This is a genomic window from Roseivirga sp. 4D4, assembly GCF_001747095.1.
Lineage (GTDB): Bacteria > Bacteroidota > Bacteroidia > Cytophagales > Cyclobacteriaceae > Roseivirga.
In genome coordinates this window covers 307,776-321,904 of record NZ_MDGP01000001.1, presented here as the reverse complement: position 1 = coordinate 321,904, position 14,129 = coordinate 307,776, and the positions used below count along the sequence as shown (strand labels likewise).

Annotated in this window: 14 protein-coding genes; 7 read left to right on the top strand and 7 right to left on the bottom strand. The window is 41.7% G+C overall.

The window, feature by feature from the left end:
* Nucleotides 1-34: 34 nt before the first annotated feature.
* The 5 genes from BFP97_RS01360 to BFP97_RS01340 are packed head-to-tail and all read right to left on the bottom strand — an operon-like array spanning nt 35 to nt 4,661.
* Nucleotides 35-949: a glycosyltransferase gene (locus BFP97_RS01360; RefSeq protein WP_069840694.1), complete on the bottom strand. Its 915-nt coding sequence runs from the start codon at nt 947-949 to the stop codon at nt 35-37.
* Complete coding sequence (locus BFP97_RS01355) at nt 937-2,202, bottom strand: hypothetical protein (RefSeq protein ID WP_069840693.1); 1,266 nt, start codon at nt 2,200-2,202, stop codon at nt 937-939. Before BFP97_RS01355 ends, BFP97_RS01360 begins: the two co-directional genes overlap by 13 nt.
* Entirely contained in the window at nt 2,199-3,155 is a 957-nt protein-coding gene (locus BFP97_RS01350) for a GNAT family N-acetyltransferase (RefSeq protein WP_069840692.1), read from the bottom strand. The genes BFP97_RS01355 and BFP97_RS01350 overlap by 4 nt, the downstream gene beginning before the upstream one ends.
* Nucleotides 3,156-3,542: a sugar 3,4-ketoisomerase gene (locus BFP97_RS01345; protein WP_069840691.1), complete on the bottom strand. Its 387-nt coding sequence runs from the start codon at nt 3,540-3,542 to the stop codon at nt 3,156-3,158.
* Nucleotides 3,543-3,545: 3 nt separating this feature from the next.
* Complete coding sequence (locus BFP97_RS01340; RefSeq protein WP_069840690.1) at nt 3,546-4,661, bottom strand: AAA family ATPase; 1,116 nt, start codon at nt 4,659-4,661, stop codon at nt 3,546-3,548.
* Between the two features lie 137 nt (nt 4,662-4,798).
* Between BFP97_RS01340 and BFP97_RS01335 the strand changes: the two genes are divergently transcribed.
* The 5 genes from BFP97_RS01335 to BFP97_RS01315 all read left to right on the top strand — a co-directional run bounded on the left by BFP97_RS01335 (nt 4,799) and on the right by BFP97_RS01315 (nt 9,490).
* Nucleotides 4,799-5,695, top strand: coding sequence for a hypothetical protein (locus BFP97_RS01335; protein ID WP_083262367.1), 897 nt, complete (start codon nt 4,799-4,801; stop codon nt 5,693-5,695).
* A 2-nt stretch (nt 5,696-5,697) separates the two neighbouring features.
* Nucleotides 5,698-6,312 carry an IMPACT family protein gene (locus tag BFP97_RS01330; RefSeq protein WP_069840689.1) on the top strand — a complete coding sequence of 205 codons (615 nt, stop codon included), beginning with the start codon at nt 5,698-5,700 and terminating at the stop codon, nt 6,310-6,312.
* Nucleotides 6,309-6,656 carry a putative signal transducing protein gene (locus BFP97_RS01325; protein WP_069840688.1) on the top strand — a complete coding sequence of 116 codons (348 nt, stop codon included), beginning with the start codon at nt 6,309-6,311 and terminating at the stop codon, nt 6,654-6,656. The genes BFP97_RS01330 and BFP97_RS01325 overlap by 4 nt, the downstream gene beginning before the upstream one ends.
* 11 nt (nt 6,657-6,667) lie before the next feature.
* Nucleotides 6,668-7,207, top strand: a complete 540-nt coding sequence (locus BFP97_RS01320; protein WP_069840687.1) for a GNAT family N-acetyltransferase — start codon at nt 6,668-6,670, stop codon at nt 7,205-7,207.
* Between the two features lie 69 nt (nt 7,208-7,276).
* On the top strand, nt 7,277-9,490 hold the full coding sequence (locus BFP97_RS01315; RefSeq protein ID WP_069840686.1) for a hypothetical protein: 2,214 nt from the start codon (nt 7,277-7,279) through the stop codon (nt 9,488-9,490).
* Here BFP97_RS01315 and BFP97_RS01310 read toward each other — a convergent pair whose 3' ends face one another.
* Together BFP97_RS01310 and BFP97_RS01305 are read right to left on the bottom strand one after the other, a co-directional pair.
* The gene (locus tag BFP97_RS01310) at nt 9,491-11,857 is read right to left on the bottom strand and encodes an ABC transporter permease (protein ID WP_069840685.1); all 2,367 of its coding nucleotides are present in this window, start codon (nt 11,855-11,857) and stop codon (nt 9,491-9,493) included.
* Between the two features lie 87 nt (nt 11,858-11,944).
* Entirely contained in the window at nt 11,945-12,916 is a 972-nt protein-coding gene (locus BFP97_RS01305; RefSeq protein WP_069840684.1) for a DUF4097 family beta strand repeat-containing protein, read from the bottom strand.
* Between the two features lie 64 nt (nt 12,917-12,980).
* On the opposite strand from BFP97_RS01305, the gene BFP97_RS01300 reads away from it, so the two are divergent.
* On the top strand, nt 12,981-13,496 hold the full coding sequence (locus BFP97_RS01300; protein WP_170827379.1) for a DinB family protein: 516 nt from the start codon (nt 12,981-12,983) through the stop codon (nt 13,494-13,496).
* Nucleotides 13,497-13,544: 48 nt separating this feature from the next.
* Nucleotides 13,545-14,120: a hypothetical protein gene (locus BFP97_RS01295; RefSeq protein WP_139135144.1), complete on the top strand. Its 576-nt coding sequence runs from the start codon at nt 13,545-13,547 to the stop codon at nt 14,118-14,120.
* The last annotated feature ends 9 nt before the right edge of the window (nt 14,121-14,129 follow it).

Below are 14,129 nucleotides of genomic sequence, written 5' to 3'. Positions count from 1 at the left end.
ACATCATTACACTATCCAAACATGTGATTAGGTATTATCGAGTAAAGTCCTTTTTGAAATACCGCACTGCCTTTGAGATAAGGTCCGTACCACCACCCATTTGACCTAATAATGCCTGATAGGCATGCGCCAATTCTTCGGCCTCATTTCTAAGGCATTGTCTGTACTCATAGTTGAGCCTTTCCTTTAGTGCTTTTAACTCAGACTTGGTCTTGCAAAGGTGAAAAGCCTTTTTGCAGACATCGAGTACAGAGGCCAACATCTCATTTTGCTGATGACGATAGCGATTCGCAGACATACTCGTAGCAAGCTTTCGCTTTTGCATATGCACTTCATCCAGATAAGCATAATCCCAATAGCGAGATGACCTCACCCAGAAATCGAAGTCTTCATAGGCCAAAGACTCATCATAACCTCCCAGACGATCGAAGACCTTTCGTCTAATAATCATAGTAGGTGTGCAGATGAAATAGCGTCTTAATATCATTTCAAACACATCGCCCTCCACAAACTCTTTGACCATTCCTTTGGCCAGCAAGGTTTCTTTGTGGTTGCCAATGACCTTTGATGATTCATCGATGTAATCTGCATTTGAATAAATAACTCCAGTCTTGCTCGACTCCTGGCTCAAACGATCCACACCGGACTTTACAAAGTTTGGCAACATAATATCATCCAAAGCGAAATCAATTATGTACTCTCCCTTGGCCAAGGCCAAACCCTCATTAAAGGTTTTGGTATAACCGGCATTGACTTTGTGATCAATAAACAAAACCTCCCTATCCCCGATCGCTTCCTTAATAACATCTTGACTGTTATCTGTACTGCCATCATCCAATATGATCACCTCAATATTCTCGTAATTCTGAGACCATACTGACTCAAGGGCCTCCTTTATATAGGGGCCATGATTATAAGATATGCAGATGATGCTGACTAGGGGTTCCATCTAAAGAGCATTCGTCTGTTGAACAAAACAAGAATTAAGAAGAAACCGATATAACGCCACATATAGGCAATGGTAAGGGCTTCCAGGTCATACCGATCAATGAGGACTGAAATAAGGCCCAGGTAGATTGCTGCCGAAATTACTTGTGCACCGATGTACCTCATGGTCTGTACCCTGGCGCTCAATAAATAGGCCAGTAAATAGGAAATAATAGCAAAGAAATCTCCGATGACTTGATAACGTACCAAGTAGGCAGCTTTTTCGAAGCCATTGGCAAAGAAAATCTTTAAAATGAATTCTTTATTGAAATAGTAAACACTCAAGCAGATCAATGAGACAAAGGCTACAAAACCCATCACCTTCAAGACATACTGTTTAAGTTCCAGTGGCTTATGGATCAAGGAAGCCATCTTTGGATAATAGACCACACCCACAGTTCCGGTGAAAACAAGCATGTAGCTGGTCGACATCTTTACAACAGATTGCCAAAGTCCAGTTCTATCGAGCCCATAAAGGTCTATGACATAATTCCTCACCCCAAAATCTAGTAGTTTCCCAAGCGCAATCGCGCTAATTGCCATAGCGATGAACTTACCAATCTTCTTGATTGACTTTAGATCAGGCCTGCCAACACCCAGACGGACCGTTTTTCTTCGGTAAATGAGATAAATCAAGGCACTGAAAAACATAAGTCCATAGCCGATCGCAAAACTGAGTAGCGCTTGGTCCATGGTACCGTGGGTAACTCCGAAGTATACTATGGCAACTAGCATGACTAGGCCAGACACATTGATCAGTGCATATGCTTTTACCCTTCTCAATGCCAAAATAACTGAGTTGAGGTAGCCTGATAATAGCATCAAAGCTACCGCTGGAATAAAGATCAGAAGAAACTGTTGAGGCGTGTATTCATTGATAAATCGATCGAAAAAGTAACTCCGATAATTGAGATACAAGACTGCCAATGTACTTGCAAATATGACTGTCGTTACCCAAATGCCCGTTTTGAAAAGTCTTAGTCTTTCTGTCTCATCAGTCTCCGGATCCGACCAGTACTTCATGATACTCCGGTTCACCCCTTCGCTGGGAAGTTGTGTAAATAAGGCAGTCAAATTCTGGAAATGAGAAAGAAGCGTAATTCCCGGAGTACCCAAGAAAGTAGCGAAGAGCTTATTGATAGCCAAGCCTCCTAATGCTCGGAAGGCAACCGCGGTAAAAGACCAAGAAGAACTTCTAAAAAACTCCTTTTTCAAATCCCTGGATTTTTAAGGTTTAACTCTTTCTCCCAACTCTTAGCCTCAGTAGGCTTACCTCCGATATTCTCTTTGAACTTGGACAGTGAGGTTTTCATCTTCATGTCTACATATGAAGTACCAAGATCAAGTGTCTTAATACCATTACGCTGACACCACTTGTACAAATTGTCTACCAAAAATACCATGGGACTGAACTTTTTATAGTGTCGGAAATCAACATCGCTTGCCGGCATAAAATGATAAACACTTTCATCATTCACCATAACAACTACAGTGGCTGCAAGCATGAACTCATCCATGTAGACGGCAAAGACACGGTACATTTTAGGGTTAAGTGCATTAGTGTTTTCGAGATCTGCCCAGGTCATTGAAGGTGGCTTGTAGTCCAAATCTCTAAACCTATTGATCCACTGAAACACCTTCTTTTTATCTCGCTTTACCTCTTTAAATGTCGCTCCACCATCAATGCATTTCTTGATCTTTCGCTGCTCCATTTTGTGCATGCGATCATACAAGTCTGACTCATCGACTGAAATGGTATGGAAGATTCTGTTCTGGATGATGTCATAACCCAAGTCTATTAAACAATCACTGATCATAGAGTGATCAGCATAGGCATTAGGAGCTTGGTGAATCCTGACAGCTTTAACTCCCGTTTCTTCAAGCTCACCTTCAACAGCCTCCAAAAAGCTATTTATTTCAGCTTTGTTTAATTTCTCAGATAACTCTATGCCACCAAAAGGAAGTTTGTGAGGGCTATAAGCAATCTCATCTACAATGGAGAACGCCACATGTCCGTGAGCCTCTCCGATGACATCATTCACCCAATAGAAATGATGTTTCGTAAACTGGTTGTTAGTTGCTAAGAAAGAAGGTGTATTGTAAGCATAGGATGTATAGCAGACCTTTGTCTTAGCATTTAATACATCATATAGCTTGTAACTAGCCATCTAAAAATCTTCTCTATTTCTGATGTAATCGTCTTCAGAGAACTCATCTGAGGCTAAACCCAAGAGCATCGCTTTTCCTTTGAATAACATTTTTCCCCACCATAACGGTGGAATATAGAGTCCTGTATTTGGTTGGCTTAAAGTATATGATAACCGTTCATTAGTCTGCGATTCCAGCACCACTTCTACCGTACCCTGCAAGCAAATGATCACTTGCTCTCCCGTTTTGTGGGCGTGGCCTCCCCTCACCTGTTGCTCAGGTACATCATTAAGCCAATAGACCCTTTTGACCTCAAAAGGTACATCTTTCAATTCTTCGAGAAACGAAAGATCTCCCCTTGAATCAGAAATCTGAGTGAATGTGTAGAGTTCCGGTCTTTTTGCCATTTGCTAAGAATTGAACTTTAAATAGTGCCCCAAAAAAACATCGTATAGGCGATAAAAATCCCCGTCCTTAATGATGATCTGTTTCTCCTCGAGGGCCTTTACCGCCCTTCTCATACTACTAGAGTTGGTGAAATTTGCCAACCTCAAAAATTCAGAACCTGTAGGCGATGTGACCTTGCCTGCCTTTGCAAAAGCCTTTGTCACCACAAACTGCTGAGGTGTTATCCGCTGTGGTAGCTCAGCATAAAACACACCCTTTTCTTCTATAAACGGATAATACACTTGCTCAAATTCTTGCCAATTAGAGGGCACTTCCGGTAATCCGAATAAATAATTAAAAATAGCCTGCACGTAGTACGTATGCAGATAGGCATATTCTAAGATGTCTTCAACAAGCGTTTCGTTGATAGGCTTCTTCCCTTTTTTAAAATGGTTCACGATAAACTTCTGATACTCCTGCTTGGGAATAGACCCTAGCTGCATCATTCGTGTGCTCTGATAAAACGGCCGATTGTGCGTGTTAAATATCTCGTTAATCAAATGGTATTCACTTCCACTATAGATGAAGCGAACGTTTTGACTGTTTTGTGTGAGTTTTCTGAGTGTTGCCTCAATGGGTGTTTTAGCCGAATCGTATTTCTTAATTTCCTGGAACTCATCAATGGCCAAAACGACCGGCTTGTCTTGATTATCCAAGAAAGCCATCACTTCTTCAAGGCTTTTAAAAACACTATGCTGATCGTTGTAGATCACATCTATTGAAGGCCTACCATCTAAGCCGATCGTGAATGATGTACCGATTGATTTAATGAACTCCTGCAACCGCTGGCCAATTCCTCTTTTAGAAAAGATGTTACTCTTTATAATCCCATTAGACACTTCTCTGAGAAAATCGGATACTGAGCTTGTCCCCCAGATATCGGTGTATACAAAGTAGAATTCTTTCCCAACCTGATTTTCAACGTGTTTTAGTAATGCTGACTTACCCAGCCTACGATATGCATGAATGGTTAAATCCTGCCGATTACGAATGGCCGTAATGATCTTTTCCGTTTCCTTCTCCCGGTCACAGAAGTAAGCAGCACTGAGATACCCCTTGATTAAAAACGGATTTGTCATTCCATACAAAATTAATATACATAATGTAATTTACAAACTGTAATTTACACTATGTATTATACAGTATGTAATATACATCTTGTAATAAATCAACACTCAAGTGGAGTACGTCATTCTTTTGATTAATTTCGCCCACCGTGTTTTACCTGCTCCTCACCATATTAGCCAATGTTGCCATTTTCATGGCTTTCAGGTCCTTTAGCAAGTATTCTATAAAGACTTTTCCTGCGATCATCACCAATTATGGGGTTTGCGTAATTACAGGCATTCTTTACACCGGATTTGGCCATGTAACTAACCAACTCGATACCTCTGCCAACTGGTTCTATATGGCCATGGCCTTAGGTGTTGTCTTTGTAAGTACTTTCTATCTCATGGCCAGAACTACGCAACTCAGAGGGGTTTCTGTCGCTTCAGTAGCTAGCAAGATGAGCTTAGCCATCCCGGTTGTTTTTAGCCTTTTCATTCTCCAGCTTGGCACCAATGATCTTGACACCTGGAACTATATAGGCATCATACTGGCCTTTGTTGCAATTTTATTGGTAAGCCGCAAAAAGTCGAGTATCCATTCAAAAAAGCAGCCCTTAACCCTCAGCTATATTGCTTTGCCATTGGCTGTATTCTTTTTAGGAGGTGTTATCGACACTTCGCTAAACTATGCTAACCATCACTTCGTGACTGCATCTACAGAGTCAGTCTTTCCTATTTTTATCTTCGCTTTTGCATTTATTATCGGTCTAACGATAGCCTTAATTCAGGGTATAAAATTTAGGTGGAAGGACATTCTCGGAGGTATTTATCTTGGGGTACCCAACTACTTTTCCATCTACTTTCAGTTGAAAGCACTTAGTGCCTTTGATAATAATGGTGCCATACTCTACCCTTCTTTGAACATCGGCATTATTATCGTTTCAACCCTTGCTGCTGTCATTCTATTCAGAGAGAAACTTAGTAAAGTCAATTGGCTTGGGGTTGGGCTTGCCGTAATTGTTATCCTTCTACTGAGTCATCAGGAAATACTGAAGTCCATTTAAACATGCAGGATAGCTTCTTAACCATATCGAATCAATCTGAAGGCCTCTACAAGGAAAAAGGGAGCAAATTCATCGCGATCGCTTTCCCAGTTGAAAGTGTAGACGAGGTAAAAGAAAAACTTGAAGGCTTGCGAAAGGAATACTATGATGCCCGCCATCATTGCTACGCCTACGTTTTAGGACATGCAGGTACTGAAACCCGCGCCAATGACGATGGAGAACCAAATCACTCTGCTGGCGATCCCATTCTTGGGCAAATCAAATCTCGTGAATTGACCAATACACTCGTAGTGGTTATTCGATACTTCGGAGGTACTAAACTGGGGGTTAGTGGGCTAATACATGCCTATAAAACGGCAGCGACCGAAGCGCTCGATGCAAACCAAATTGTCAAAAAAGACATTACTGAGCAGGTAACCCTTCGCTTTCCTTATGACGAAATGAATGAGGTAATGAAGCTGGTGAAAGACCTGGACTTAAAAGTCAAAGGACAAGACTATGACTCCTTATGCATTATGCATCTTGAGGTAGTCATAAGTCAGATGGATAACTTGAACGAAAAGGTAACGTTATTGAATAATTTAAGCCATCCCATTGAATTGAAACACAGAAATTGACCTTCATCACCGTAGCCATATTCCATTTACCACAAGATGCCTATATCATTAAGGCAAGACTTGAATCTGAGGGCATTCCAGTCTTTTTAAAAGACGAATACAGTGTACAAACTGAGAACTTTCTATCCAATGCCATCGGTGGGGTTAAGCTACAAGTTGATGAGAATGATGCTCTCGCTGCTACCGAAATTTTGAAAGCCCAAGGTGTAGAACTACCAGGTGATTCTGATAAAAACCACAAAGGTGGACTCAAAAAAGACCAAAAGGTAATTGCGATTGTTGGCCTAGTATTGATTAGCATACTCTTTTTAATATTGTACCTAAATGGCTCTCTAGACTTCTAACTTAAAAAAACATGCTCATTCACGAATATGAACTCCCAATTGAATCCGAAAGACTTTATTATCGGCCAATAACCAAAGAGGATATAAAGCCTTGGGAAGCATTTTTCAGAGATAACCCCTATCTACACTTCGTGGGTATTGATAATCCGAAAAGTCCTGAAGAAGAATCCGTCATTTGGACCGAAAGACAAATGAAGCGCTACGAAGAAACGGGTATCGGCATGTTGGCTACCATCGAAAAGTCAACCAACGAACTGATCGGCAATGTGGGCCTGATTTTGAGAGAAGACATAATGGGCGAAGACTATTTCGAAATTGGCTATTCGGTGATCCCTAGTCGTTGGGGAATGGGTTATGCTTCCGAAATGGCTATGAGATTTAGAGCCTACTTCGAAGAGCAGGGTTTAGACGAGCGCGTAATTTCAATCATTAGCATCGACAATATTGGTTCTCAAAAAGTAGCAGAGAAAAATGGCATGAAAAGAGGACTACAGTTCGATTTTCATGGATCTCCATGTTACCAGTACATTGCTGAGATTGGCAAAGGGTAATTGCCACTTATAAGAATAGCGCTGAGCGAATTCTAAAAATCGATATCTTCCCCATTCAACCTGAGGAAGATGATCAACCAATTCAACAAACTTAAGAAGCTCAATAGCCTACCCAAACAACCTAAAACCTCCAAGGAAGGGTTTTTGAAGGGTGCTTTTTGGGGCTTGTTCTTATTGTCTTTGTTTATCATGGCCTTTGCCGGTTTCTATTTTAGAACTGGGCTATCTCCCTATCTGCAAGTGGCTGTTTACCTTCTTGCAGGCATCATCGCTTTCCACCTATTCCGTTGGGTAGGCACACTGGCAAGCGCTATTTCTAAATCACTACCGACCAATTATGTCTCGTTGATACTGGCAGTTATTGGGGTTTATATGTTGGCCCGCTATATGCGTCTCAGCTGGCCTCAGGGACAAGTAAACCTAACCCTTGGACTTGGAATGTTAGGCATGATCCTGATCGGAGGTTCAGTCAACAATCTTATAAGAGGCCAAGGAAGTAAGGTTATTTATGGCATTCTGACAATTGCTGGTCTTGCAAGCCTTTACTATCCAGTATCAGGGATTGTTTCTAGTGGAGAAGATCCCTATCCCTTGAATTTTGTAGGAATGGCTTCAGTTGATTTGGCCAGTTTGGGAGTTGACAATCCAGCAAGCAAAGGAACCTATGAGGTTGAATCTTTCACATATGGAAGTGGAAAGGATATTAGAAGACCTGAGTTTGCCGAAGGGGTTAAATACAAGACGGAACCAGTAGATGGCAGGCTGCTACTTCCAGAATGGAAAGGGAAACGTAAGAAATGGCGTGAAAGATACTGGGGCTTTGGCATAGATGAGGCTCCCATCAATGGACGCGTTTGGATGCCTAAAAAAGAAGAAAAATCACCCCTAATCCTTATTGTCCACGGGAATCACGGCATGGAACATCATTCAGACCCTGGTTATGCCTATTTGGGCGAACTTCTGGCTAGTAGAGGGTTTATTACGGTGTCCGTTGACGAGAACTATATCAATGGCACATGGTCTGGAGATTTCCGAGGCCGAGAAATGCCAATTAGAGCATGGCTATTGCTTAAGCACCTCGAACAATGGCAGAAATGGTCCACCGATCCTTCTGCTGACTTATTCGAAAAAGCAGACTTGAATCAAGTGATGTTAATGGGTCACTCACGTGGTGGAGAAGCAGTCAGTATTGCTGCCGCCTATAATAAACTCCCCTACTTTCCTGATAATGCGAACGTAAAATTCGATTTCAACTTCGGCATCCAAGGCATTGTTACCATTGCGCCTACCGACCAAAGGTATTTCAGACGTATGAAACTGGAAAACATTAACTACCTATCACTACAAGGGAGTTACGATGCGGATGAGGCTAGTTTCTTCGGTTTGAGACAGTATCAAAGAGTGAAAAATTCAGACTCTACTGACTATTTCAAAGCTGGGGTGCTTATCCATAAAGCCAATCATGGCCAGTTCAACTCTATTTGGGGAAGAAGAGATTTCGGAGAGCCCTATGGTTGGTTCCTGAATACGGGAGCCCTGATCTCTGGTGAAGAACAACGTCAGGCAGCCAAAGTCTTTATTGGTGCCTTTGCCGAGCGCACTTTCAATAAGAAGCAGGCCTATGATGAGGTTTTTAAGAATGCTTACAGTGCAAAACCATGGCTCCCCAACACAGTGTTTTTGAATAACTACCAAGATGCTCATGACCAGGTTCTCTTTGATTTCGAAGGGGACATCAATCTAAACACCGGCAAATCAGGAATAATCAAGGCAGAAAACCTTATGGTTTGGCGCGAAGAGCCACTGAAAATGCGAGGTGGTGAAACGCAAGGTACCAATGCGGTTATCTTAGGTTGGGCTAAGGACTCTATCAGTGGAGTTGCTAAGTATAGCCTTACCTTAGATCAACCGTTTTCCATAACTCCTAATGACGAGATGATTCTTTCCTTAGGCAGGACAAGTGATAGTAATTTAAAAGTTCAAGACACCGTAAACGTAGATTTCACGATCAATCTGATCACCCCTCAAGATACGATACGAACAACACTTTTAGCGCACAAAAAGCTAGCTCCCAAACTGAAAGTCAGGTATATGAAACTGGACAAAATGAATGGCTCTTTTGGGGGTGAGTGGGAAATAGCTATGGAAAGCGCTCACCTTCCTTTGAAAACCCTTAGGCAAGACTCTGTCAGTTTAACTGCCATAGAATTTGTCTTCGACAAAACCAATCAAGGGCTAATCGCCCTTGATAATATTGGTTTTAGAAAGTCTTTGAACAAGTAATTACTCGCTTCTTAAAGATCTTGCTGGGTTAGCCAAAGCGGCTCTTCTTGCCTGATTGATTACGACCAATAGTGCAAAGGCCAAGGCGACCACCCCTGTTAGGGCGAAAATCCACCAATCGATAGATGTTCTGATCGTATACCTTCCTAAATATTGGTCTAGACCGAAGTAGGCCAACGGTGAGAAGATCACGAAACCAATCATTACCAGCTTGGCAAAGTCGATGGATATCAACCTGATTAAATTAGTCACAGAGGCTCCCAGCACCTTACGAATACCGATTTCCTTGATGCGCTGCTCCGCCATATAAGATGCCAACCCGAACAATCCCAACCCAGTGATAAATATGGTCAGGAAAGCAAAAATCGTTGCGAGGTTCCTTGTTAGGTTGATGGTCGTGTACTTTCTCTCGAAATCCACATCCGCAAAACGATACTCAAATGGATAAGCTGGATTATACTGTTCAAAAACCTCTTGAATCTGACTTAGGTTTGCCTGCACATTATTGGTAGCCGGCATTCTTAGCGTCATCGAACCATAGCCCCAGTCATCTAGAATCATAAACATAGGTCTCACTTGTTCATACGGAGAGCCCATAAGAATATTATCGATCACTCCGACCAACGTTCTATTTTGACCCCAGAGATCTAACTGCGTACCGATAGGATTCTCCAACTCCATGATATCTAATGCTGCTTGATTCACAATGATTGCGGCCGTATCGGTTGCAAATTCTTTTGAAAAATCTCGACCCATGAGCATTTCTGAACCCACTGTTTCCGCATAATCATAATTTGCAACGATGGTCACAAACATTACCCGTTGCGACTCTGGCTTACCAGGCCAGCTTAGGAAGTTATTGGAGTTAACACTTGTGACATCGCTATTCGAACGGGTCATATTCAGGATTGCTCCTTTTCTTATGAGTTCCTGCTTGATTACATCATAATTTTCAAGGGTTTCTGCGGTACCAGGTACGGTAATCAGACCTTCTTGATTATAGCCAAGGTCTCTGCTCTTAGCCAGATCAATTTGCTTAACAATGACTATTGTACCTACAATCAGCACCACAGCCACTCCTACCTGAAATACGACTAAGATTTTTCGCGGCAAATTGGCATTCTTACCCACACTGACCTTTCCCTTTAGGGTCTTAATAGGGTTGAAAGATGACAGGTAAAGCGAAGGATAACTTCCAGACACGATACCTGTTATCAAAATGATCATCAGGGAGAAAATCCAGAACTGACTAGATTGGAAATCAACAATCAAGCTCTTGTCTACCAAGTTGTTATATGATGGCAGGAGGGCCAGAACGAATAAAATGGCGATCAGATATGATATAATCGATATAACGATCGACTCTCCGTAGAACTGAAAAATGAGCTGACTCCTCTTCGAGCCCAAACTCTTTCTAATGCCTACTTCACGCGCTCGTTTTTCTGATCTGGCAGTGGCCAAATTCATGAAATTAATACAAGCTATGACCAAAATAAACATGGCAATGGCTGTGAATAAGGTTACGTACTCATGCTGACCACCAGCCTCAACGCCATTTTCAAAATTGCTATGTAACCTCCACCTTGTCATCGGATGTAGGAAAAAAGAACGCTCGATATCGTCTTGACCTTTTTCCATTAACATATCTTTGACACTTTCTTCTACTTCTAATTCATCACCTTCTCCGTTAAGTTCTACATAAACCTGGAAAGAATAATTGCCCCAGTTGTTGGTATTGTCCCTCACCCATTGCTGAGTAGCTTCCCGATGTTTCCACGGAATCAGATAATCAAATTGAAAGGTCGAGTTTTCAGGGACATCCTTGAATATCCCTGTCACCTGCAAAGTGCTGGAATCATCTACCTTCAAGAATTTACCGATAGGATCTTCATCTTTGAAGAGGGCGTCTGCGAGCTCCTCAGAAATCACAATTGATGACGGATCATCCATCACCGTGCTTCTATCTCCTTTGACCATCGGAAACTCAAATACCTCGAGAAACTCTTCACTAGCAAAGTAGCCTCGCTTCATGATTCGGTTGTCCTCCCTTGCAATCAAGCGAGTTCCTCCCCAACCGGTTACTACGGAGTTAGCAATCTTCGCATGCGCACCTTTCATCTCCATATAGGTGGGAAGTGGCACAGAATTCCAAGACTGGATGCTATTGTCATAATTAGCATTTACCCAGACCTGGTGAATCTTATCGACTTTGGGAATAAACCTATCAAAAGATGTCTCGTCTTGAACCCACAGCAATATGAGAACGCTACAAGCAATGCCTATGGATAGGCCTGAGATATTGATAATTGAATAAAGGGTATTCCTGCGCAAATTGCGCAGGGTTACCAAAATGAAGTTTTTGAGCATTTGACGTTTGGGTTACTGACCGTTGTTGACCTATAGACTGAAAAGTTCTCAGATCGTTACACACGATCTGTAAAAAAGTGAAAAACTCTATTTTTTCACCACAGCGCGACCTGATCCACTGCTGATTCTGATCTGGACATTTTTGCTACCAATCTTAGCCTCTTTGACCCATCCATTTCTTCTTCCTCTTCGACTATAGCTTCGGTTTCTATCGTCTTCGTATTCCTCATCAAACTTGAATGGTGCCCTAATATCATCCTTGTCACTAGCCCGCATGATAAATTCTCCTGAGATATCTTGACCGTTGAAATCTAGGATTGCGTTGCCTGAACCCGTGCTTACAGACAAGTCATGATCAAGCGCTCCGCCAAGGCTCACCTCAGCAGTACCCGAACCCGTATTAAAGCTTGAAGATCCGGTGATAATCGCGTTAACTACATCAATGTTACCACTACCCGTATTCATTGACAGCTCACCTTCAATGTCTCTGCTTCGGATGTTTCCACTGCCTGTATTCAATTTTGCGTCACCTTTGGTACCATCAAGACGGATAGAACCAGAACCCGTATTGGCATCCAGCCAACCTTCAACATTCTGGAAAGTAATGTTACCAGAACCCGTATTTGCCCTGACATCTCCGTTAACCTCTTCAATATCAATGTTTCCAGAGCCTGTATTACTTCGCACTTCAATATTTACACCTGAGACTTCGATGTTACCAGAGCCTGTTTTAAAGTCGAGTTCAATTCCGTCTGGCACTTCTAAAGTCCATTCAGAATAGCCTCTTGACCAACGGCTTCTTTTGAAATCTTCATCGATGTAAAGTCTGTCACCCCTTTGTTCAAAAGAAGGTTCGTACACATCATCGTCATATGTATATCTTAAGTGAACTTTCACTTCATCGGAGTCGCTTTTCTTAATTGTTCCATTTCCAGAAGCTGTTGTTAAGCGAATATTCTTTATCCCTGAATATGTCTTTTCTATTGTCTCCTGAGCGTAGGCTGATGTAACCGCCAAAAGAAAGAGCACGATAAATAAGGTTGGTTTGAGTTTTTGCATGATTAGTAAGTTTTTTCATAGAGACATGATTAGATTAGAAAGGATGCATCGCCAGACAAATATTATGACCACTGATTCAAACTTTTTGCTTCATGAATTATCTGCCAATGCGAAGGTATTTGAGGGATTATTTGAAATAAATGAAACTAGGCAGGCTCACTGGAAACCTAGTGAGGACAAATGGTGCTTATTGGAAATTGCATGCCACTTGGTAGATGAAGAAATTTTCGACTTTAGAACTCGAGTTAAAACCGCCCTTAATCCAGAAAAATTTGACTTCGTTCCGATCGTTCCGGTGGGCTGGGTGAAATCAAAAAACTATTTGAGTCAGAACTACGAACAGCAGACCAGAACCTGGCTAGAGGAACGCCAGCAATCAATCGAGTGGCTTCAGTCATTGAAAAGCCCTAATTGGGAAAGCTGTCTGGTTCACCCAGAACTGGGGGAAATGAGCGCTTGGCAATTGCTAGAAAACTGGGTAGCTCATGACTATATACACCTCAGACAGATCATAAGAACGAAAAGAGCCTATCTGGATCATATAGCTAAAAAGGATATCAGCTACGCAGGAAATTGGTAACCCCTTAGTTAGCAGAAAACAGACTCATAAGGGTTAAAAAGATTTATAGTGTCTAGATTATATATGCTTAGAACATTTATTCTAGTCATTGCTCTTATCGCGCAACCCGTAATTGCTCAAGAAATTTCAAAAGAGGAAATCAGAAATACCATAATTCAAACCATGGATTATGACAGTACTTTTTTAGCTGAGCAAAAAGTTAATATAGTGTATGTCAGCCGCTCAATATTAAAGCCATGGAAAAAATGGATGTTTCGGTCAGGCGATATTAAAAGCAAAAATCGAGACAGGTATTTCTCCTTTTATGACAAACGACTATCCTCATACTTCTCAAGTGAGGATATTGAATTCATGAAAGGGCAGGTAAAAAGCTCCAAAAAAATCAGAAGATGGAAGACTCCGCTTGGGCAACTCGAATTCCTAAGAAGTAAGGGACATGCCGAAACTGAACCTAATGCCCATGTTTATTATTCGATCCCCCTGTTTACGAAAGACAAAGAGATCATAGTCTTAAACTATGAGTTGCATGTACCTCATGGTTCGTTTGGCGGTCTATTCCTCTACAAAAAAGATAAGAATGGTATATATCAATACCTCAAATTCATTAGCCATTGGATGACCTAGAACAACTCG

What these genes read in the sequence shown, in the direction of transcription:
- BFP97_RS01310 (WP_069840685.1), bottom strand. Translation starts at nt 11,857, where the DNA reads ATGCTCAAAAACTTCATTTTGGTAACCCTGCGCAATTTGCGCAGGAAT.
- BFP97_RS01300 (WP_170827379.1), top strand. Translation starts at nt 12,981, where the DNA reads ATGACCACTGATTCAAACTTTTTGCTTCATGAATTATCTGCCAATGCG.
- BFP97_RS01340 (WP_069840690.1), bottom strand. Translation starts at nt 4,661, where the DNA reads ATGACAAATCCGTTTTTAATCAAGGGGTATCTCAGTGCTGCTTACTTC.
- BFP97_RS01320 (WP_069840687.1), top strand. Translation starts at nt 6,668, where the DNA reads ATGCTCATTCACGAATATGAACTCCCAATTGAATCCGAAAGACTTTAT.
- BFP97_RS01305 (WP_069840684.1), bottom strand. Translation starts at nt 12,916, where the DNA reads ATGCAAAAACTCAAACCAACCTTATTTATCGTGCTCTTTCTTTTGGCG.
- BFP97_RS01345 (WP_069840691.1), bottom strand. Translation starts at nt 3,542, where the DNA reads ATGGCAAAAAGACCGGAACTCTACACATTCACTCAGATTTCTGATTCA.
- BFP97_RS01350 (WP_069840692.1), bottom strand. Translation starts at nt 3,155, where the DNA reads ATGGCTAGTTACAAGCTATATGATGTATTAAATGCTAAGACAAAGGTC.
- BFP97_RS01315 (WP_069840686.1), top strand. Translation starts at nt 7,277, where the DNA reads ATGATCAACCAATTCAACAAACTTAAGAAGCTCAATAGCCTACCCAAA.
- BFP97_RS01360 (WP_069840694.1), bottom strand. Translation starts at nt 949, where the DNA reads ATGGAACCCCTAGTCAGCATCATCTGCATATCTTATAATCATGGCCCC.
- BFP97_RS01330 (WP_069840689.1), top strand. Translation starts at nt 5,698, where the DNA reads ATGCAGGATAGCTTCTTAACCATATCGAATCAATCTGAAGGCCTCTAC.